A 20782-nucleotide genomic window follows, 5' to 3' on the forward strand; every position below is an offset into this window, starting at 1 on the left:
CACCCTACGATTCATCCGAACACATACGACGCCATCGCAACATTCGCGACCTCGTCGACGAAGACGCGCTTGCCCACGTCGCTGCCGGCGGCGCCGGCGGCCACCATCAGCGGCAGCAGATGATCCTCGCGCGGATGGGCCAGGCGCGCGCTCGGTGCGTTCTCCCAGTCAACCAGCATCGCATTGCGGCGCGCCGCATCCTTGTGGCTGATCGCCTCGTTCAGATAGGCCTCGAAATCATACGAGACCGGCTTCGACTCCGCGCGGCCGAACCCGCGCATGTTGTGATAGGTCAGCCCGCTGCCGACAATCAGAATGCCTTCGTCCCGCAGTGAAGTAATCGCCTGCCCCACCCTGATGTGCTCGGCCGGATCGTAACTCGATCTCAGCGACAGCAGCACGATCGGCATGTCGGCGTTCGGATACATCAGCCCGAGCGGCACGAAGGTGCCGTGATCGAACCCCTGGTTGGGATCCTCCCGGCAATCGACGCCCGCGCGAACGAGCAGCGCCTTCACCTCCGCGGCGAGCTCGGGCCGCCCCGGCGCGGGATATTTGAGGTGATAGGTGTGCTCGGGGAAACCGTGATAGTCGTACACCATCGGCGGATGCGCCGAGGTGGACACGGTGAAGGCGTCAGCCTCCCAATGTCCTGTGATGACGAGCACGGCCTTGGGCTTCTCCGGCAAGAGCTGCGGCAGCCGGCCGAACGCCTCGGCGGTCTTCGCATATTGCACCCGCCTGTCTTCCATGAAGGGCCAGGGACCGCCGCCATGCGACAGGAAGAAGGTCGGAAATCGCACCATGGGCGAAGGCTCGTTTCATTGGCGACATGCGCGTGCGAGCTGCCCGCGCGATCGGCCGTGAGCATAGGCAAACCGGTATGGTTAGCAAGACGTTAACGATTTTCCGCCCAGAATCCTCGGCGTAGCCGAAGGAATCGGCCAGCAGCCAGGGACGTGAAATGAAGAAGTTTGCGTTGGGGGACGTCGTCAACAGTGACAAGGGCCGCCGCGGCGTCGTGCGCGCCGCCTACAGATCGAAGGAAGGCCAGCAATTCTACGCCGTCGAGAAAGACGGCGCGATGGATTATCTGGAGGAAGACCGGCTGAGCCCGGCGCCGCGGGTCGAGCTCGCGGCTTAAGTCCAACTCAACCTGCCCTAACGCCCGAACCGGTCGAGGCGCTCCGACCAGGGGTCGTCTCCGCTCGCGATGCGATCGTTCGCGATCAGCAGCAGGCGATCGCTGCCTGCAGCCGCGTCCCAATGGGGCAGGTCCGGACTGTTGGGATCGCCGCTCCTGGCGAAATTGATCCAGTAGGCGCGCATGCGATTTGCGACCTCGCGATCGGCTCGTGACAAGATGCCCGCACCTGGCATGCCTTCCACGCCGAAGATGAACTGCAATTCTCGCCCGTGACCGCCCTCGGGGTTTGCGCGCCGTACCTCCGGCACATAGGCAAAGCGATATCGAAAGCTCGGCGCACCGCTTGCAGCATGCAGGCGCGCCAGCAATCTTACCGGCTCGGAGAACACCCTGTCGGTGTAGAACCTTGCCGCGCGGCCGGAAGGTCTGGCGAGGTCCGGATAGAGCCTGCGCAGCTCATCGCTGGTGGTGCCTGACGATGCCAGCTCTTCCCGGATATCCAGCTCGCCGTCGAAACCGGTCTCGTCGTCGTTCGAGCCGATGATCAGGGGAATGCGGCTCTCATGTCCGGCCGCGAAGCCCGCGGCGACCTCCTCGCTCACCAGACGTCCATCGATCGTCGGCCCGAAGCTGCGCGGCGATTTTTCCAACAGATGCTTTTCGACGGCAAGCAGGCGCTGCGGTTCGGCTGTGCGTAAATCGGCCTGTCGCCCCAGCGCCGCCACGAATTGCCGGCCCACAATCTCGGCCTCTTGTGCCGAACGCAGGCGCGCACGGCCGGGGATCGATTGCAGAATGGCTTTCCGGAAGAGATCGCGCGATTGCTCAGACAGCATCAGCAGCGCGATCGAGGTCGCGCCTGCGCCACTGCCGAACAAGGTGACGTTGGTGGGATCGCCGCCGAAGGCCGCGATGTTGTCGTGCACCCAATGCAGCGCCGCGATCTGGTCCATCAGGCCGTAATTGCCGGAGCCATCTTCCGACAGCGCGGGATCGCTGAGCCAGCCGAACGCGCCGAGGCGAAAATTCACCGTCACCACGATGAGGCCGGCCTGCGCGAGCCTGGCACCGTCGAACAGCGGATCGTTCGCGGTGCCGCTGACGAAAGCACCGTCGTGGATGAACATCATCACCGGCAGCGGGCCGTCGACCCCGAACGGCCGGAACACGTTCAGCGTCAGGCAATCCTCGCTTGATCCCGGCAGCGACGGCTGAAGACACGGCGCGCCATACGCATAGGCGGTGCGCATCTCCGAACTCTCGGGCGCGGCCTGCGGCGGACGCCAGCGCAGCGGCCCGATCGGCGCGGCCGCATAAGCCAGCCCCTTGAACGAGGCTACTTCGCCTTCGACGGCGCCAAGCATCTGTCCTTCGCGCGTCAGCGCAAATGGAAACTGGCCGACCGGCTGGGCCACGGCCGGGCCGGCGCAACAGAGGACCAGAGACGTCGCAAACAGCGCGAACACGGACCGCATCTTCGGAGCATCTCGATGCGCGGAAGGATTTGAGCAGGTTATGTCCGTGGCCCGCTGCGAGGCAAGCGCCGCGGCTGCGCCTAGCTCCGCTTGGCGGCAAGCTCCGCCAGTGCGTGGCGTGCGATGATGCCGAGCTCACCGAGCGTGGTGTGACCGGACCGCGCCGCCTCGATCAGCCGCTCGGCGATGAACCTGCGGCTGTCGTGATCACCGCCGTGCGGCAGTTGGCGGCACGTCTCCTCCAGGACAACGTCCATGTTCGCTTTGGTCCGCTCACTCAACTCTGTCATGACGCCCTGAGAACGCGTGGCTTGTAGCCGCAAGCATACACAGACGGATCGTACATGATTAGCCCGGGTAATCACGGCCATTGTGCATCGCGATGCGTGCATTGAAGCAACGTTCGCGCAGCCACGATGACGCCGCAAACGGCCACCGAAGATTGCACTTGTTCTGATGACAAGCCGAACCTGCAGCGATAGCCTGCCGGCAAAACAAAACACACGGGAGGAAATGCCATGCCTGATGCAATGGTTGCTGCACGTGCCTCTGTCGCGGGGCGCGGAACCAGTCAGCAGGTCGATGTCGCCGTGGTCGGTGCCGGATTTGCCGGCCTCTATCTTCTCCACCGGCTGCGCAAGGCCGGCCTCACGGCGGTAGGCCTCGAAGAAGCCGGCGATGTCGGCGGCACCTGGTACTGGAACCGATATCCCGGCGCGCGCTGCGATATCCAGACCATCGACTACAGCTACACCTTCGATCCCGACCTCGAGACCGCCTGGACCTGGTCGGAGAAATACGCGACCCAGCCCGAAATCCTGCGCTATCTCGGCTTCGTCGCCGACCGCTACGATCTCAGGCCTGACATCCGCTTCAAGACCAAGGTCACCGAAGCGAAATGGGACGAGGCGACCGAACGCTGGCAGCTGACCACCGACAATGGCGCGCCGGTCTCCTGCCGCCATTACATCATGGCCACCGGCTGCCTCTCGGCGCCGAAGCCGCCGGAGATCGACGGCGTCAAGGACTTCAAGCGCGAGGTCTATTTCACCGGACGCTGGCCGCATGACGGCGTCAATCTCGCCGGAAAACGCGTCGCGGTGATCGGCACGGGATCGTCGGCCATTCAGTCGATCCCGCTGATCGCCGAGCAGGCCGCACACCTGACCGTGTTCCAGCGCACGCCGAATTTCGCGCTGCCGGCGCACAACGGTCCTGCGCCTTCCGATCGCATGAGCCTGCTGCAAGGCGATCGTGCGGCCTATCGCGAGCAGGCGCGCCAGTCGATGGCCGGCGTGCCCTATCCGCAGCAGACGGTCGTGAGCTGGCAATTAAGCGATGCCGAGCGTCGTGAACGGTTCGAGCGTGCCTGGGCGGCCGGCGACCTCGTCCACATCCTGACCCAGCTCTGGGCCGACCAGGCGGTCGACCTCGACGGCAACAAGATCGTCCAGGACCTGATCCGCGAGAAGATCCGCGCCGCCGTCAAAGACCCCGAGACCGCCGCGGCGCTGATGCCGGACGATCATCCGTTCGGCGCCAAACGCCCCTGCCTCGATACCAACTATTACGCGACCTACAACCGGCCGAACGTCACGCTGGTCAATCTGCGCCGGGAGCCGATCAAGGCGATCACCGCAAGTGGGATCACGACGGCCAAGCGCAGCGTCGACGTCGACGTCATCGTGTTCGCGACCGGCTTCGACGCCATGACCGGCGCAATCCGCGCCGTGCATCCGATCACCGGACGTGGCGGCAAGTCGCTCACCGACGTCTGGGCGCAGGGGCCGCAGACCTATCTCGGGCTCACGGTCGAGGGTTTTCCGAACTTCTTCATGATCACCGGGCCCGGCAGCCCCTCGGTGCTGTCGAACATGGCGGTGTCGATCGAGCAGCATGTCGACTGGGTCGTCGACCGGCTCAAAGCATTGCGCGACGCCGGCTTCACCACGATTGAGCCAACGGAGACGGCGCAGGCCGGCTGGAACAGGCACATGGCCGACTGCTCGATGGTGACGCTGCACCGGCTCGCCAACACCTGGTACACGGGCGCCAACGTGCCCGGCAAGGTGCAGGGCCTGATGCCCTATACCGGCGGCGTCGGTCCCTATCGCAGCATCTGCGACGAGGTGGTCAGCCGCGGCATGCTCGGCTTCAAGCTGACCGGTCCCAACGTCGCCGCGCAATGCAATGACGGCGAGGTGGTGCGCCTCCAGCCCGATGTGCGGCTGGTGCTCAACCTGCTGGCATCGCTCAACCTGCCGCCGATCGAGTCGATGGGTGCGGAAGGCGCCTGCGCCTTCGTCAATGAGTTCAACAAGGGCCGTCCCGCTGGACGGCCGATCGGCGAGATCGTCGACGGCACGCTGCCCGGCGCCGACGGTCCCTTGCCTTATCGGGTCTACAAGCCGGCAACATCAGGGCCGCATCCCGTGGTGGTCTATTTCCACGGCGGCGGCTGGGTGCTCGGCGACGAGCAGTCGGACGAGCCGTTCTGCCGCGACATGGTGCGGCGAACCGGCATGATGCTCGTCAGCGTCGGCTATCGTCATGCGCCCGAGCATCGTTTCCCGACCGCGGCCGAAGACGGCTATGCGGCGACGCGCTGGATTGCCGAGCACGCCGCCGAGCTCGGCGGCAGGCCGGGCCCGGTGCTGGTCGCGGGCTGGAGTGCCGGCGGCAACATCGCCGCCGTCACCTGCCAGCTTGCACGCGATCGCGGCGGCCCTGAGATCGCGGGCCAGCTCCTGATCTGCCCGGTCACCGACTGCAGCTTCGACCGCCCCTCCTACAACGACAATGCGACCGGCTATTTCCTGACTCGCTCGCTGATGTACTGGTTCTGGGACCTCTATTGCGCGCCGGCCGACCGCACCGATCCGCGCGCCTCGCCGCTCCGCGGCAAGGTCGCAGGCCTGCCGCCGGCCTTCGTCGTCACCTGCGAATTCGATCCGCTGCGCGACGAAGGCATCGCCTATGCCGAGGCGATGGCAGCCGCCGGCGTCCCGGTCGAGCAGCTCAAGGCGCCCGGTCATTTCCATTCGTCCTTCACGATGGTGGACGTGATCATCACCGGCGCGCCGGGCCGGGTGCAGATGGCCGAGGCCTTGAGGCGGTTCGCCGGGCTGCCGCCCGAAGTTGGTCGCGGCGATGAGACCAGCCACGGCCGCACCAATCCCGGACAGAGGATCGCGGCGGCCGCGAGCTGAAAGCGAACAATTGGCCGGGAACTATTTCCCGGTCATGGCGTTTGGTGCTGTGGCATTGAGATGCAGTAATCGGTGTAGGCCCCGGTACGCACGATCGTGTGCCGGGGTTCTTTTTGCGTGAGGCGGGACGATGGGGGATGTGATTGCGGATTCAAAGGTCGATTTTGGTGTCCTTGCGGTGCTGCATAAATGGCCATCGCTTGCGAACCAGCGACGGTCGGACCGAGCGTCCTACCAGGTGATCGAGGGCACGCTCGACGAATGCATCTCGGCGTTCATGGCGAAACCGGCGGCGACCAGGCATCTCTATGAGATCCGCACGATCGCGCAGCCGCCGCTGGTCACCGACATCCTCTCGCCCGAGCACATCACGGAGCTGGCGCGGCTGAGAGAATTTCTCTGATCCCCGCAGAAGCACCGGCTGAGCGCAGGAACCTTCTTCCGGTTTTTCCCGTTGATGGTGATCGGAGACGAAGGCGTGAGTGCCTCACATGCTTGAAGCCGGCGTGCCAGCCCCGGTCGTGCCCTATGGCGCAGACCAGACCCTGTTCGTGGTGATCGATCGCCTCGACAAGGCGACCGAAATCCCTATCGAGCGAAGCGATCTCGACGCCACGATCGGCGAGCTTGTCGCCGGCTGCTTCAACGACCCCGTCAGGGTCATCTCGTTCAACACGCTCGAGCACTGGATGAAGGATATCTCGACCGAGGTCGCCGGCGAGATTCGGGCGCGCTGTGACATCGATGGCGTGACGCTACCCGATTATCTCAGCGACTTCGTCGAGAGCCACAGCTGAGCGTGCATGGGATGATGAAAATCAGGCGCGCCGGTACTTGCCGGCGATGACCTCGATCTCGCGGCGGCGTTCGCCCGCGAAGGTCAGGAGCTTTTCGATCGTCAATGTATCCGTGATCCGTTTGGCCAGCCGCTCGGCGCGTGCGGCCTGATCTTCAAGATACTGGATCGTGTTCAAACGCCGCCCCCCAAGAGCTCCGATTAGGAGTCCCCAATTGTTTGGGTATCCATGGTGCGCTGGTGGCGCCTAACAGCCGGTTAAGCAGAGCGTTTCGGATCGATGTCACTGCAAATTATTGCACCACGTCGAGCCGGACATTGGTGACACCCTTGTCGACCATGCCGAGCGCCTCGGCCGCGGAGGGAGAGATGTCGACCACACGTCCGCGAACGTAGGGCCCGCGATCGTTGATCCTGACGGTGACGAAGCGGCCGGATGAGACATCGGTGACGCGCAGCTTTGTGCCGAACGGCAGGCTGGGATGGGCCGCGGTCAATTCGTTCTTGTCGAACCTCTCGCCGCTCGCCGTCTCCGTATCCGAATAGAAGCTGGCGATGCCGTGCGAGACGCTTTGCTTTGCGTCACCGCCGGGGACGCGCGCCCGGCTGATCGGACGGGGATGCAGCGCCGCCACCCTGTGCGGTCGTTCTACAGCGGCTTGGCGGTGGGTGCCGAGATCGGCCTTCTGACGGCCGACGGGCGATTGCGCACACGCCGCAAGCGACGCCGCGCCGATGATGGCGAGCAGTATCCGGCACAGGGTTGCCGGCGAAATCCGGGCATTTTCGGCACGTGCAAATCGAGACATGATGCGCCCTCCGAACGGCCCCGAGTTTCGGTGGGCAATGAGGGCAGAACCTTGTCGGAACGAAAGCGCGCCTGAGGCCGCAGCCGTTTCGGGTTTAGCTGTGGCGATTCCACCACACTGGCTTGTCCTGAATCGAGACAGACTCCCGGGAGAAGCCCGATACGACGCGCCAGACCGTCGGGCGCGTCTCCGGCTGAACCTCGCCAGGCTCGGCGCCACCCCTCGAGAGCCGCGCGAGCTCGCGCCGATAGAGCCACGGCCAGCTGGTTTTCAAGCTGGCGAGTAAGTCGAGCTCCCGTTGTGTCAGCATGCACATCATGAACCCGATCCGGTTGCGAAAGCCGCGTCGTCAGCCGACGAGGCCTCCCATCGGTTTGACGTCAGCGCTGCCGGGGAAGACGGCGTCTGCGAGCACCTTCTCGTCGACGCGCAGGTGATCCCTCAGCAGGCCCTTCAACACCGCGCGCAAATCCGTGGTCGGCCTGAGATCGCGATCCTCGAAGAGCTGCGCCGGCTTCAGACCCGGCCAGTCCGCGATCACGCGGCCACCGTTGAGCCCGCCGCCGATCAGGAAAGCGACCGTGCCCGTGCCGTGGTCGGTGCCCTGAGTCCCGTTGATGCGCGCGGTTCGCCCGAACTCGGTGACAACGGCCACGACCGTTTCGCGCCACGTCTCACCCATGTTGCTCTCGATCGCGGCAAAGGCGCCGTCGAGCGCGCCGAGCAGATTGTAGAGCTGGCCCGAGGCCGCGCCCTCGGCGATGTGCGTATCCCAGCCGACGAAGCCCATGGCGCCGACACGCGGACCGTCGGGCTTGGCGAGATAGCGCGCGGCCGTGCCGGCGGCTTCGGCGAAGTAGGCGCGGACGCGCGCGATGCCGGGCGGCGCCAAGGTCGGATCGTCGGACATCGGATCGCCCGGGCCCGATGCGCCGCCGAGCGAAGCGAGCTTCATGCGGGCCTGGAGCACGGTCGCAAGCTTCGGATCGGTGTGCTGGTAGAGATCGAGCAGGCGGTTCTGGGTGTCCTCGCTCGCCGGCAACAATCGCTGCGGCACCCATGTCATGACGGGCGCCGAACCGCGCACCACCAGCGGCGTCACGGAACCGATGCCGAGCGCGCGGCTGTCGCGCGGGTCGACACGCCCGCCGGATTCCAGCGCGAGCAGCGCGCGGTTGAGCCATCCCGAGCTGGTCATGCCCGGCTTGACGAGCCCGCTTTCCAGCACGTCCTGGCCGTCGAAATGCGAACGCTCGCGATAGGGCGTCGCGGTGGCATGGACGATCGCAGCCTTGCCGCTCTTGTAGAGCCGATGCAGGTTCGGCATCGCCGGATTGAGCGCGAAGAAGGCATCGAGCGGCAGCGCCGGCGTCTTGCCGTCCAGCACCAGCGCACGATCGCCGCGCAAGGAGATCCAGTCGGGATCGCCGACCGGCGCAACCGCGCCCAGGCCGTCGAGCGCGCCGCGCAGCACGATGACCAGCAGGCGCGGATCGCGCCCTTCTGCGCGCGCGATCCGCGGCATCTGGCTCCACGCGAACAGCGCGCCGGATCCGACCAGAAGCTCGCGCCGCGTGGGCAAGTGATTGACGACGCCCATGCTCACCTCCTCTGAAAATCCGTCGACATGAACAGCAGCGCCACCGCCTGCTGCCGGCTCTCGGCACGGCCAACGGCCTGCTTCACCTCGGGCGCGATCTCCGATGCGAAGACATCCTCAATGATCGCTTGAGGATCAGCCGTGGCCGCCACGCGCTCGGCAAAATTGTTGGCGACGTCGAGCCGCCGGCCGACGCCGTCGATCCAGCTCGCCTCGTCGTCCGGATAGCCCTTCGGCGCCGACGGACGCCACAGCGCCTCGCCGAGCAGTTCCTGGCCGCCGGTGAAGCGGACGGGATCGACGACCGTGATGCCGGTCGCGCGCACCATGCCGACGACCCATTCGCCGGGACGCTTGAGCTTTGACGGCGGCCCGCGCCAGGCCTCGTCCGAGGACACCATCGCAATCGCGACCTGCTTGAGATCGCCTTCGGTGTCGCGAAAGGTTTTTGCCATCTGCTCGACGAGCACCGGCGGCGGCTCGTCGGCGACGAAATGGCGCGCGAGTTTTGTCGCGACATGGGTCGCGGTCGCGGGATGCGCGGCGAGGTCGCGCAATACGGCGCGGCCCTGCTCGGCATCCTCCTGCTCGTAGCGCTTGCCGAGCACGGTCTGTCCGCCGGGCTCGTGCAGCCGCGGATTAAATGTGAAATCGCCGCCGTGCTGAGGATCGGCGCCCGGCGGCACCAGCGTCCAGCCGGTCAGCACATTGGCGAAGCTGATGACGTCGTCCTGGGTGTAGCCGGCCCGCACGCCGAGCGTATGCAGCTCCATGATCTCGCGGGCAAAGTTTTCGTTGAGACCGCTGCTGCGGTTGATGCCGGCCGTCGAGTTCGCGCCCATCGAACCGAGATTGTCGAGATAGACCAGCATCGCCGGATGCCCCTCGACAGCCAGCAGGAGATCGACGAATCGGCCGAGTGCATTTGCGCGAACGGCTTCGCGCTCATAGGCGCCGGACATGCTCTGGATCCGGTTGGCCGAGACACAGAAATGGTTGGACCAGAACCACACCAGCCGCTCGGCGAAACCGATGTCGGCGGAAAGCGCAGCTTCCGTGCGCACCTTGGCTTCCTGCAAATAGATCGGACGTCCGGGATCGGGAATGGCGTCGGCTGCCTGCTTCGCCGCCATCTCGGCGGCATCCTTGTCCGCACCCTGCCCTTGCGTCTGGTCTTCCGACATTGTCGGCGCGGACGCCGTCTGCTGCTTTTTAGCCTGCTGCTGGGCCTGCTTGGCGCGCGCGGCGCGCCGCGCATTGGCATCGGCCACGGTGCGATACGCTTTTGCGCTGGAGGGAAGACTCGCGGCGGCGTTCAGGACGAGCGGGCGGTCGAGTTCGGCGATCAGCGCGCCACGCGGGTCGGTCCCGACAGCCGCGATCGATCCCGGACGCGGCCCCATCCCGAAGCGATGAAGCGCCAGCACGGCCTCGGCCTTTGCAGAACTGCTCATGGCGAATGCCCAATTCTTACAAGCCTGCCGACGGTACCCGCGCAGGCTACGAACTGTAATGCTACCGATCGTAGCATTCACGACGAGAGCCGGCAAGCGGAGATTGAGACAGCGCCGTCAACAACTCGAGAGCCGCCGGTCCCGCAGAGCGGCAGCGGCAATCGTCCTAGAAATTTGGCCCGAGCGCGATTTTCGTGATCGTGCCGTTTCTGACACCGATGCGCCATTCCGCCGAACCGTTGGCGAATTGCGCGACATAGATGTCGCTGTCGAGTGCGGTGACGCCGCGGAAGGAGACCGCACGCAGCGCACCCAGCCGCGTCAGAATCGCCTGATCGAACGGAAGCTGCTGGCGTGTGATGTCGGCGACCTCCGACGTCATGCGCTCGTAGTCCGGCTGTCCCCTGCCGACGCCCTCGATGTAACGGCGCAGCATCTCCTCGCCATTGGCGATCGGAATGGCGCGCCGCGCTGCGCGACCCGGACGCGCGCCGATGTTGGAAGCCTCGACATTGTGGAAACGCGTTTGCCGGCCCGGCACCAGGATCTCCATGCACCGTCCCGACTTGTCGGCAATCACCCACGGATTGTTCACGGTGGTGGTGGAAGCCCAGGTCATGTTGGGCCTGACGACGCTCTGCGTCTTGCGATTGCCGTCGAAATCGAGATTGAAGACCTGGATGTCGTCGCCCATCTCGTTATAGACCATGATCCGGATCGGCGACGTGCCGGCGCGGCCGCGCACGTTCGCCTCCTCCGAGCAGCGCACGATGCCACCGAGTTCGTCGTTGCCGTCGGCCCGGAAGATGACATCGCCGGCCTTGCCATCGGGCTCGATCAACAGGCGGAATTCGGCCGTGCCGTTCTCGAACTTCGCGCCATAGATGTCGTAGCCGCCGGGGCCGACGCCGCGGAAGAAGATCGATTCCAATCCGCCGAGCGCAACGAACGTCGCGTGCATTTCATTGAGCTGGCGGTGGATCTTGGCCGCGAGCGGCGCGCTCATGCGGTCGTAGTTCGGGGTGCCGGCGCGCAGATCCTCGATCCCCCGCAAGATCATCTCCTTGCCGCCGACCGCCGGGACCTGCTCCCTGAAGCGATCGGGGACTTCGGCAAGGCGACGCGCGAAATCCGCTTCGACCGCCTGTGCCACCGCCGCATCGACGCGGGCTGCGAGGCGCGCGCCGAAAACCGCGCTTTGTAGCAACACGCGCGAGACCCTCGACTGCTCGTCGCGCAGGAAGATGACGAGATGGTCGCCGCGGAAGGAGAAGGCATCAGTGCCCTCGGCCAGGACTTGCGTCGTGCCCTGCCCGGTTTCCTGCAACCAGAGACGATCGCCATCGCGGCGCACGGTGAGCACGCGGTTCGGCGCAATCCTGTACCAGCCGACATATTGATCGAGCGAGGCAGCTTCGGTCATCGGCGCCGGCATCTCGGCGACGCGAAGCGCGCGCACGTCGCGTCCGTTCACGCGCAGCACCAGCTCGGTGGAGCGACGCTCCGCAGCATCGAGCGGGAACGTGATCTCGCCGGACGAAGCCAGGTAGGACGCGGTGCCGTCACCGCCCACCGTCAGGCGCAATCTGCGCTGCCCGGTGAGCTGGCCATAGACCTCGTCGCCTTCGCGGAAGATGGCGAACACCGAGGACGGGCCCATGGCGTAGAAATTGACGAAGGGGCGGTAATGCTGGGCCGGCACCTCTCCACTATCCGCGGCGAGCGGCGCAGGCTCCGGGGTGCGATAGGCGATCATGCCGGCGGACACGATCACGGCCGGGACGATCGCGGCCGCGATCCACAGCCGCTTGCGCCAGCCGACCGCGACGGGCATCGCGGCAGTCGCGATGATGCGCTCGACGCGGGCGCGCACGGTCGAGGCCCGCGCCATCGCAAGCTCGACGGGCCGCGGGCTTACCGTGCTTGCAAAATCAAGTAGGATTTCCGCATAGGACAGCCGGTCGTCGATCACCTCGATCGCCTCGGCGTCGCTGATGATCTCGGCGAGCTCGGCAAGGTGCGCGAGCTGCCACCAGGCGAACGGGCTGAACCAGAACACCGCGCGATTGAGGGAGGCGAGCAAGAGGATATGGAAATCGCGGTTGGCGACATGCGCGCCCTCATGCGCGAGCACCGCGAGGCGCTTCTTGGCGTCCCAGCCGGCAAATTGCGGCGGCACCAGAATGGTCGAGCCAAACGTGACGGGACCGCCGACCTCGCGGCTGACGCGCACATCGGCGTCGACCATCTGCAGACCGTTGATCGGCCTTGCCGCGCGCGCGAGGCGCCAGGTCAGACAGAGCCCGATGGCCAGCCGCAGCAGCAACAGGCTGGCGACGCCGACATGGACGATTGTGGCGATCAGCCACCAATTGACGGAGAGGCCGCTCTGCGCCGGCGCAACTATCGCCGCGCTGGACGCGATCGGCTGCATCGGCTGAGGCATCTCGAGCATCGAGATATCCGCAGGCAGGACATCATCCGGCACGGGTAACGGCAGTGGCAGCCGGGTGATCGTCACCGCCGGCCAATGCATCACGAACGGCATAGCCACGGACGCCAGCAGCACGACGATCCACGCCGTCATGTGGACGTGCGGATTGCGCACGCGAAACAGGTTGAGACCGAACCAGACGACGCCTCCCAGCACAAGGGAGCGCAGCGCCGCCTCCGCCAGAGTTGCGATCATTCTTTCTTCACTCCCCTCGCCTTCTTCGCCTTGGCCACCTGATCGGCCAGTGTGCGCAACTGCTGCTGATCGAGCATTGCATTGTCGACCATGCCGACGAGGACCTCCTCCATCGAGCCGTTGCAGAACCAGTCGACGATGCGCTGCACCGCCTTGGCCGCAACCCGCGCGCGCGCTTCGGCTGCGTGGTAGACATAGGTGCGTCCGTCCACCGTGTGCCGAGCATAGCCCTTTTCTTCCAGCCGGCGCAGCACCGTGCGGACCGTCGATTCCTTCAGCCGACGCGACAGCTTCTCGCGCACCACCTCGGCCGTGACAGGACCATGGGCCCAAACCAGTTGCATGACCTCGTGCTCGAGGTCGCCCAGTTCGGGCAAACGATCGTCCATGGCGGCTTACCTTGATTTCGAATTTCTTGTAGCGCTACAGAGCGTCGCATATACAGCCGCGCCGCGCAACGGGGTTTCTACCTGAAATGGTATCGCGTGCTGACCGAACCGGGGTTTGAATTCCGACCGTCGTCATGCCCGGGCTTGTCCCGGGCATCCACGTCCTTCGTGCCCAGAGCAACGCGTGGATGGCCGGGACAAGCCCGGCCATGACGATGTGGAAGGATTAGCGTACGAACCGCGCCGTTGGGGCGCGCGGCGGCGTCAGTACTTCGGCTCGTACATCTGTGACTGAACCAGTCCCTTCACGTCGTTGGGCGCGGGTCCGTCCGCGAGTCCGCGCTGAAAGGCGACGTCGGCAACGGCGGCGGCGATGCGGACCGAGACCTCGCGGATGCGCGGCAGCGCCGGGTAGAGGCTGCCTTGCGCGAGATCGTCCTTGCCGACGCAATTGGCGAGCGTATGGGCGGCCGCCATGAACATCTCGTCCGTGACCAGGCGCGAGCGGCTGGCGATGACGCCGAGGCCGACGCCCGGGAAGATGTAGGAGTTGTTGCCCTGGCGCGGCACGAAGGTGCGGCCGTTGAGCTTGACCGGGTCATACGGACTGCCGCAGGCAAACAGCGCGCGGCCCCCGGTGTAGCGGTAGGCGTCCTCCGCCGAACATTCGGCCTTCGAGGTCGGATTGGAGAGCGCGAACACGATCGGCTGTTCGTTGAGCTCGGCCATCGCCTTGAGCACGTCGGGCGTGAAGGCGCCGCCGACCGCGGCAACGCCGATGATCGCCGTCGGCTTCAGCGTCCTGATCGCGGTGAGGAAGTCGGCGATCGGCGCCTGGTCGGCATGGGCGTAACGAAGCTTGTGGCCGGACAGGCCTTCACGGCCGCCGACGACGAGGCCGCGGGAATCCACCAGCCAGTTGCGGCGGAGCGCCTCGGCTTCAGAGGCACCTTCCGCCATCATGGCGGACGTCACGAGATCGGCGATGCCGGTCGCGGCCTCGCCCGCGCCGAGGAACAGGATTCGCTGATCCTTCAGCTTGCCGCCATTGACGCGCAGGGCCGAGAACAGGCCGGCAAGCGCCACCGCAGCGGTGCCCTGGATGTCGTCGTTGAAGACGCAGGCCTCGTCGCGATACTTGTGCAGCAGCTTGAACGCCGAGTGATTGGCGAAATCCTCGAACTGGATCAGCACCCCCGGAAAGGTCTTTCGCGCCGCGACCATGAACTCGTCGACGAAGCTGTCATACGCCTCGCCCGTGAGCCGCCGCTCGCGCAAGCCGAGATAATACGGGTCTTTCAGGAGCTCTTCGTTGTTGGTGCCGACGTCGAGCACGATCGGCAGGCAGGTTTCGGGATGCACGCCGGCGCAGGCCGAATAGAGCGAGAGCTTTCCGACCGGAATGCCCATGCCGTTGGCGCCGAGATCGCCGAGGCCGAGGATGCGCTCGCCATCGGTGACGACGATCAGCTTGGCCGGATAGGGCCAGTTCTTCAGGATCTCGGCGATCTGGCCGCGATCGCGCGAGGAGATGAACATGCCGCGTGGGCGCTGGAAGATCAGGCCGTATTTCTGGCAGGCGAGCCCGACCGTCGGCGTGTAGATGATCGGCTGGATCTCGTCGATATTGTCGACGACGACGCGGAAGAACAGCGCCTCGTTGCGATCATGCAACGCATTCAGCGCGACATATTTTTCGAGATCGGTCGGCAGCGTGCGCAGATTGACGAGCACCCGCTCGACCTGGGTCTCCATCGTCAGCACGCAAGGCGGCAGCAAACCGCGCAGGCCGAGCGCATCGCGCTCCTGCGCGGTGAAGGCGGTGCCCTTGTTGAGCAGGGGATCGCGCAGCAGCGCCATGCCGTGCACGGAATCGGACGATGTCGAATGGGCGCTGACCCGAGCCGGTCTATTCACGAATTCCCCCAGGGAGTTTCTTATTGAAGGGCGGTCATTGTCGGCCAGCGCTCACCCGAGATCAAGGACGCAGAAGCCTGCGGCAAGGATCGTGATCCCGCACCGCAGCGAGGTTTCGTGAGAGGCAAAGGTTAACGCCGCAAGGCTGGCGCTCCTCGGCATGAGGGGGCCGCCTAGGACGTGTACTCACAAACGCCAAGGCAAAGCTAAGGTATCACCTGGAGCGTGATCGGCGACGTGTGACCCCGTAGCCGACTTGCGCAATCTCGTTCACCGTGCCGCTCTCGCCTTCATCAACACGAAGAGGTGGGAGCCTGCGGCAATTACCGAGAAAATGACTATGCCCAGCTCGAAACCGTGCACACGTTGCGGCGCGTATGTGGAAGCCAGCCAAATAAACAGCCGAACAGCCGCCATGAAGGCGATCATTCCCCACATCACCATCCATTTTGGGGCGTACCACGTCGGCTCGCCGTTACGGCCCCACTGCATTGCAACCTGTTCGCGCTTGATACGAGGTCCAAAGTAAAGGTTGAACGTGAGGACTAGCGCGCTAGCCAGGCCAAAAACGTAATCTGCGGGCAACATGGTTTGCGCTTCCCGGAAACATGGCAAACTTTGCGCGAGACGCACTGGCAATCTGTGCTTGTCTCCATGGATACGCTCGCGTCTCCTGTCGATATGGTTGCCGGCAGGTTGACCCGTCACCTGAGCCAAGGCGGCCCGCTTTGATGAGTACACGCGCTAGGTGACAGCGCTACTCCGCCTTGATGTCGGCGGCCTTCACGATCGGCCACCATTTCTCGGTCTCGGCCTTCTGGAAGGCTCCGAGCGCTGCGGGCGTTTGCTGATCGGGCGGAGGAATCTCCTGCCCCAATTCGCCGAACCGCTGCTTGACGGAAGCGTCGGCGAGCACGGCGACGATGGCCGCGTTGAGTTTTGCGACGATCTCCTTCGGCGTGTTCTTCGGTGCCCAGATGCCGTGCCAATAGGAGATGTAGAGGCCGGGCAGCCCCGCCTCGTCGACAGTCGGGATATCGGGCGCGGAGGCGAGCCGCGTCGGCGACGTCACCGCGAACGCCTTGATCGCACCGTTCTTGTAGTGCGGCAGCGAGTTCGAGGCCTGATCGAACATGATGTCGATCTGCCCGGCCACGAGGTCGATCATGGCGGGCCCCGCGCCGCGATAGGGCACGAACTGGAAGTCGGTGCCGGTTCTCTCCTTGAAGAAGACACCGGCGACGTGCGCTCCCGTGCCGGCGCCGGCGGTACCGGCAGTCACCTTGCCGGGATTGGCCTTCAGCCACGCGATCATCTCTTTCAGAGTGTTGGCCTCGAGCGACTTCCGGCCGACGATGAGCTGCGTGCCCATCGCGATCGTCGCGACCGGTTCGAAGTCGGCGATCACGTCATAGGGCAGCTTGAAGATGGCGCCGTTGAGCACATGCGTGCCCCAATGGCCGATCGTGATCGTGGTGCCGTCAGGCGTTGCGCGCGCGACGCGGGCGCCGGCGATGCTGCCGGACGCGCCCGCCACGTTTTCAACGACGATTGTCGCGTGCAATTCGGCGGCGATGCGTTCGGACAGGATCCGCGCCAGCGTGTCGGTCGGGCCGCCCGCCGCGAACGGCACCACGAGGGTGATGGGGCGGGACGGAAACGGCTGGGCGCTCGCAGGAGCAGTCCACGCCGCACATCCGAGCAACGCACAAATGGCGATCACATAATCGCGCAGTCCAGCCCACCGCCCCCGCATCAGTCTCTCCCACCCTTTTGTTGCCCGCATGTTGTCAGGGGGCTGGAGCCGGAGTGAACGCTGCCGGACGGATGGAGGCAAGCCGGAAATGATGCCGGACCGCTTAGGACATGTACTCATAAACCCGCGCTGCACTTCGTGTGAGGTCCGCTCTGCCTCCGATACCGGCCGTGTTGGGGCACCTCATCCTAGGTCCGAGTTGGGCCAACTGGCGACATTGCGGCTTTGGCCTGATATTAAAGCGCCATGGTTCGCAATGTTCTTTTGTTGGGCACAGTTGTCGCATTCTTCGCGACAATGGTGTCCGCCGTCGTAGGAAGCTATTTCGGGATCCGTGCGGTTCTGAATATCGCTCCTGGCGGACCGCGCCGATGGACTGTAAGGGTCTGGCGGCTAAATGCTGTTCTTTTCCCCGACGAGCTTTCAGCCTCAGGGAAGCGTTACAGGTTGCGATATTTGAGGGCCTTGATCGTAACCTTGTGCTCAGGCGTAGCTTTGACTGCATTTGCCGTCGCGCTGTACAACACCAAGCCTTAACTCAGCGGATGCCGACCGAATGTCGCTTCAGGGTCACGAGCCGCCGATCACACGCAAGGTGGGAGACTTCCGCTTTGGATTGGTAAGCCGACGTTTAGGGGTGCACGCCCTATCCTGCCGCTCGCCTTGGCGTCAAATGGGCAGCGCTATCGGCCGGTGGCGCGATGTGCATCAGGATGGTCTGGGTGGCCGATGCGACCTCGATTCCGTTGTGCTGGAAACGCTGCTTCATGCGGCGGTTGAATTCGCGCTGCACCGGCCAGCGGCCGGCCTCGGTGCAACGGATCTGGCCGACGATCGACACCATGGCGCCGTCGACCTTGTCGATGCCCCAGAGCTCGAGATCGCCCCGGATCAGGCTGCGGAATTCCACCTCGCGGCGCATCTCGTCGACGATGTCCTTGAGAATCTGACCGGCGCGGTCGGTGTCCTCCTTGTAGGCGACGTTGACGCTGACGGACGCGTTCCCGGCGCCGCGGCTGGCATTGGTGATGGTCGTCACCGCGCTGAACGGCACGATGTGCACGGCACCGTCGCCAGCACGAAGCCTGATCGTGCGGATCGAGACGTTCTCGACCACGCCCGATAGCCCCGACACGCTGACGCTGTCGCCGACCTGCACGGTGTTCTCCAGCAGCAGGAACAGGCCGGTGATGAGGTCCTGCACCAGTTTTTGCGAACCGAAACCGATGGCGATGCCGACGATGCCGGCGCCCGCCAGCAGCGGCGCGACGTTGACGCCAATCTCGCTGAGCGCCGTGAGGCCGACGACGGTGGCGATCACGCACAGCAAGGCCGTCCGCAGCATCGGCTGAAAAGTCCGCAGCCGCGCGGCGCGGGCATAGTGCCCGTCCCGCGACAGCGAATTGATCTGGCGGTCCAGCAGCGCGTTGCTGGCTTCCCAGATCGCAGCTGCAATGAATACGGCAAGTCCGATCGTCACCACCGCCGAGATCAGCCGGCCGCCGATCTGGCCGCCATAGAACCAGACGATGGCATCGACGCCCCAGACTTCGAGCACGGCCACCAGGCCGATGAAGGCGATGACGCCAGATACGATCTTGCGCAGCAGCGGCAGATAGCGGTTGGCGCGGATCTCGAGGCCCGGAAAGCGCTGGAGGATCTCCGGCTTGATGCGGAAGCCGCGGTCGATCAGGCCCAGCGTCAGCATGATGGCAACGCGCGTGATCAGCGCCACCGCGATGGTGCCGACGAAATATTGCAGCAGCAACGAATAGCCGTTGCGAATGTTCAGCGCCCACACGGCCCACAGCGCCAGGTCGAGCGCGATGGCAAGATAGTGCCAGCCGCCCGCGATGCGGTTGCGCAGTCCCGCCGCGATCCCCTGCCGGTCGGCCGGCGCGCGGATGGCTTCGGCGACCTGGCGGCGGCATTGCAGGATGATGACGACGACGAAGAGATGAACGACCAGCATCACCATGCGCAAGAGCGCGGCATAGCCGGCGCGATGCAGGCCGAGCAGCAGCGCAACGTTGGCAACGGCGATGCCGGAGACGGCGACACCGACGATGCGGCGCGCCCAGATCTCGATATAGGCGGCGGTTTCGGCCTTGACCGGAAACAAGCCGAACGGTCCCGCCAGCACACGGACCACACAGATGAGCCCGCGCGAGAACGCATAGGCGTTGACGACCGCGAGGATTACGAGGCGGACGGTGGTGGACTCGCCGATCTCGGTGCCGAGCAGCGCCGTGGCGACGCCGACAAAGACCAACACGGGAAGCAGTTCGAGCAGAAAGCGTCCCAGCACGAGGGGCAGCCGCAGCATGATCTGCCAGGCCCGCGCCAGGCTGTGGCGGCGCCTATACAGTTCGGGCGCGGGGGTGACATCGGCCACCGACGACGGCGGATCGGCAATGGGCAACACCTGCACCGGCAGGCGCGCCGTTTGCGGCATGCGCCCTTCCAGGAACACGACGGGGCGCCGGATCAGACGGAACATCACCCATTCGGCGCAAAAGGCGCAGCCGAACACCAGCGCGAGTTTCCAGGCGATCTCGATCAGGAGATTGTAGGCCGCGGGATCGTTCGCGGTCCGCACGATCCAGTAATAGAACGCCGGGAAGTGCGTGAGCGTCCTGGCCATATCGGCGACGTCTCGCGAAATTTCGCCGATTTCCTCGGACACGGTGAGCATGAGCTGCGCACCGAGGCCGTCGGCCGCCAACGGGATCGGCGATTTTGGCTCGGGCGCGGACTGCTGTGCACCAGACGCATTGGCGATCGCGCGCAGCGTATCGATCATCTGCCCACGCTTCTTGTCGTCCTGCAGCGTCTCCAGCGCCCGCTTGGCCTCCTCGGGCGACACCGTGGCAGCGCTGTTTGTCGCCGGCGCAGGCGGCGCGGCGCTGACGCTGGAGAGAGACGAAATCGCGATCAAGAGCGCGGCAAGAAGCGCGGAGGCAAGCTTATGCGACACGAGGGATTCCCTGGGAAAAATGAATGCGACGGCGACGTCGGGACCGTCACCGCCGAAGCACATGCATCATGTCGGATCGACGCTATTCGCCCCGGCGCTGTGTCGGAAGTTGGCCAATGAGGCGACATTCTCTTGGCATTTGCCGCGGTGCAGGAAGCGGGAACCGCGATTTCAAGCCGAGGGACCGTATGCGGCAGCATTTCAATGGAGATGGATGCAGCTGAGCCTCATCCTGAGGAGACCGCGAAGCGGTCGTCTCGAAGGACGAGGCGCTCGCTCAGGCGCCGCTGAGATGCCATGTGCGCTCGCCCTGATATGCGGTCACCCTGCGTCATTCCGGGAGTCGGCCCGGAATGACGCGATGAGGAGGAGGAGAGAAGCAGGATGTCAAAAGCGCGGCGGCCTAGTCACGGCCATCCGACATGATCGCTGTGATGCAATCGATGTGATGCAGGGTACAGCGCCGGGCAGGTAGGGGCTATGCCACACTGATGCAGCCCACTAGACCTTGGCCCGGCGTGCCGTTCGCGATTTCTGCCGCTATGCGATAGTCCGAACGAGCTC

17 protein-coding genes are annotated in these 20782 nt (G+C 65.1%); 4 read left to right on the forward strand and 13 right to left on the reverse strand.

Translation table 11 applies throughout. The features are described 5' to 3' along the window. Window positions 1-11: 11 nt before the first annotated feature. Complete coding sequence (locus AC0L21_RS09320) at window positions 12-806, reverse strand: DODA-type extradiol aromatic ring-opening family dioxygenase (RefSeq protein WP_473260454.1); 795 nt, start codon at window positions 804-806, stop codon at window positions 12-14. 158 nt (window positions 807-964) lie between these two features. Between AC0L21_RS09320 and AC0L21_RS09325 the strand changes: the two genes are divergently transcribed. After that, window positions 965-1144 carry a hypothetical protein gene (locus AC0L21_RS09325; protein ID WP_027519499.1) on the forward strand — a complete coding sequence of 60 codons (180 nt, stop codon included), beginning with the start codon at window positions 965-967 and terminating at the stop codon, window positions 1142-1144. 17 nt (window positions 1145-1161) lie between these two features. On the opposite strand, the gene AC0L21_RS09330 is transcribed toward AC0L21_RS09325, so the two are convergent. Both AC0L21_RS09330 and AC0L21_RS09335 read right to left on the reverse strand, forming a co-directional pair. After that, complete coding sequence (locus AC0L21_RS09330) at window positions 1162-2622, reverse strand: carboxylesterase/lipase family protein (protein ID WP_473260459.1); 1461 nt, start codon at window positions 2620-2622, stop codon at window positions 1162-1164. An 80-nt stretch (window positions 2623-2702) separates the two neighbouring features. Next, complete coding sequence (locus AC0L21_RS09335; protein WP_245286308.1) at window positions 2703-2879, reverse strand: hypothetical protein; 177 nt, start codon at window positions 2877-2879, stop codon at window positions 2703-2705. 261 nt (window positions 2880-3140) lie between these two features. Here AC0L21_RS09335 and AC0L21_RS09340 point away from each other — a divergent pair, with 261 nt between their 5' ends. The 3 genes from AC0L21_RS09340 (at window position 3141) to AC0L21_RS09350 (ending at window position 6628) form a co-directional block, all read left to right on the forward strand. Further along, window positions 3141-5831, forward strand: a complete 2691-nt coding sequence (locus AC0L21_RS09340) for a flavin-containing monooxygenase (protein WP_473260463.1) — start codon at window positions 3141-3143, stop codon at window positions 5829-5831. Between the two features lie 130 nt (window positions 5832-5961). Continuing rightward, window positions 5962-6234, forward strand: coding sequence for a hypothetical protein (locus tag AC0L21_RS09345; RefSeq protein ID WP_473260466.1), 273 nt, complete (start codon window positions 5962-5964; stop codon window positions 6232-6234). 88 nt (window positions 6235-6322) lie between these two features. After that, window positions 6323-6628, forward strand: a complete 306-nt coding sequence (locus AC0L21_RS09350; RefSeq protein WP_473260468.1) for a hypothetical protein — start codon at window positions 6323-6325, stop codon at window positions 6626-6628. Window positions 6629-6649: 21 nt separating this feature from the next. Here the strand turns inward: AC0L21_RS09350 and AC0L21_RS09355 are convergent, their stop codons facing one another. The 10 genes from AC0L21_RS09355 to AC0L21_RS09400 form a co-directional block, all read right to left on the reverse strand. Then, entirely contained in the window at window positions 6650-6805 is a 156-nt protein-coding gene (locus AC0L21_RS09355; RefSeq protein ID WP_014493103.1) for a hypothetical protein, read from the reverse strand. Window positions 6806-6920: 115 nt separating this feature from the next. Then, on the reverse strand, window positions 6921-7436 hold the full coding sequence (locus tag AC0L21_RS09360) for a septal ring lytic transglycosylase RlpA family protein (protein WP_473260471.1): 516 nt from the start codon (window positions 7434-7436) through the stop codon (window positions 6921-6923). A 349-nt stretch (window positions 7437-7785) separates the two neighbouring features. Beyond that, window positions 7786-9036, reverse strand: coding sequence for a DUF1501 domain-containing protein (locus AC0L21_RS09365; protein ID WP_473260474.1), 1251 nt, complete (start codon window positions 9034-9036; stop codon window positions 7786-7788). Window positions 9037-9038: 2 nt separating this feature from the next. Next, complete coding sequence (locus AC0L21_RS09370; protein ID WP_473260479.1) at window positions 9039-10490, reverse strand: DUF1800 domain-containing protein; 1452 nt, start codon at window positions 10488-10490, stop codon at window positions 9039-9041. Between the two features lie 166 nt (window positions 10491-10656). Next, the gene (locus AC0L21_RS09375; protein WP_473260482.1) at window positions 10657-13179 is read right to left on the reverse strand and encodes a M56 family metallopeptidase; all 2523 of its coding nucleotides are present in this window, start codon (window positions 13177-13179) and stop codon (window positions 10657-10659) included. Next, the gene (locus tag AC0L21_RS09380) at window positions 13176-13568 is read right to left on the reverse strand and encodes a BlaI/MecI/CopY family transcriptional regulator (protein WP_027519509.1); all 393 of its coding nucleotides are present in this window, start codon (window positions 13566-13568) and stop codon (window positions 13176-13178) included. Before AC0L21_RS09380 ends, AC0L21_RS09375 begins: the two co-directional genes overlap by 4 nt. A gap of 264 nt (window positions 13569-13832) precedes the next feature. Continuing rightward, window positions 13833-15485, reverse strand: coding sequence for an NAD-dependent malic enzyme (locus AC0L21_RS09385; RefSeq protein ID WP_473260484.1), 1653 nt, complete (start codon window positions 15483-15485; stop codon window positions 13833-13835). 270 nt (window positions 15486-15755) lie between these two features. After that, a complete protein-coding gene (locus AC0L21_RS09390) occupies window positions 15756-16202 on the reverse strand; it encodes a hypothetical protein (RefSeq protein ID WP_473260486.1) in 447 nt (148 codons plus the stop codon). Window positions 16203-16242: 40 nt separating this feature from the next. Then, complete coding sequence (locus AC0L21_RS09395; RefSeq protein ID WP_473260488.1) at window positions 16243-17241, reverse strand: Bug family tripartite tricarboxylate transporter substrate binding protein; 999 nt, start codon at window positions 17239-17241, stop codon at window positions 16243-16245. 646 nt (window positions 17242-17887) lie between these two features. Next, on the reverse strand, window positions 17888-20218 hold the full coding sequence (locus AC0L21_RS09400; protein WP_473260491.1) for a mechanosensitive ion channel domain-containing protein: 2331 nt from the start codon (window positions 20216-20218) through the stop codon (window positions 17888-17890). Window positions 20219-20782 lie beyond the last annotated feature (564 nt).

The sequence above is a fragment of the Bradyrhizobium sp. WSM4873 genome (genome assembly GCF_055811355.1).

What these genes read in the sequence shown, in the direction of transcription:
- AC0L21_RS09335 (WP_245286308.1), bottom strand. Translation starts at nt 2,879, where the DNA reads ATGGACGTTGTCCTGGAGGAGACGTGCCGCCAACTGCCGCACGGCGGT.
- AC0L21_RS09370 (WP_473260479.1), bottom strand. Translation starts at nt 10,490, where the DNA reads ATGAGCAGTTCTGCAAAGGCCGAGGCCGTGCTGGCGCTTCATCGCTTC.
- AC0L21_RS09340 (WP_473260463.1), top strand. Translation starts at nt 3,141, where the DNA reads ATGCCTGATGCAATGGTTGCTGCACGTGCCTCTGTCGCGGGGCGCGGA.
- AC0L21_RS09345 (WP_473260466.1), top strand. Translation starts at nt 5,962, where the DNA reads ATGGGGGATGTGATTGCGGATTCAAAGGTCGATTTTGGTGTCCTTGCG.
- AC0L21_RS09380 (WP_027519509.1), bottom strand. Translation starts at nt 13,568, where the DNA reads ATGGACGATCGTTTGCCCGAACTGGGCGACCTCGAGCACGAGGTCATG.
- AC0L21_RS09395 (WP_473260488.1), bottom strand. Translation starts at nt 17,241, where the DNA reads ATGCGGGGGCGGTGGGCTGGACTGCGCGATTATGTGATCGCCATTTGT.
- AC0L21_RS09330 (WP_473260459.1), bottom strand. Translation starts at nt 2,622, where the DNA reads ATGCGGTCCGTGTTCGCGCTGTTTGCGACGTCTCTGGTCCTCTGTTGC.
- AC0L21_RS09325 (WP_027519499.1), top strand. Translation starts at nt 965, where the DNA reads ATGAAGAAGTTTGCGTTGGGGGACGTCGTCAACAGTGACAAGGGCCGC.
- AC0L21_RS09350 (WP_473260468.1), top strand. Translation starts at nt 6,323, where the DNA reads ATGCTTGAAGCCGGCGTGCCAGCCCCGGTCGTGCCCTATGGCGCAGAC.
- AC0L21_RS09320 (WP_473260454.1), bottom strand. Translation starts at nt 806, where the DNA reads ATGGTGCGATTTCCGACCTTCTTCCTGTCGCATGGCGGCGGTCCCTGG.
- AC0L21_RS09360 (WP_473260471.1), bottom strand. Translation starts at nt 7,436, where the DNA reads ATGTCTCGATTTGCACGTGCCGAAAATGCCCGGATTTCGCCGGCAACC.
- AC0L21_RS09375 (WP_473260482.1), bottom strand. Translation starts at nt 13,179, where the DNA reads ATGATCGCAACTCTGGCGGAGGCGGCGCTGCGCTCCCTTGTGCTGGGA.
- AC0L21_RS09365 (WP_473260474.1), bottom strand. Translation starts at nt 9,036, where the DNA reads ATGGGCGTCGTCAATCACTTGCCCACGCGGCGCGAGCTTCTGGTCGGA.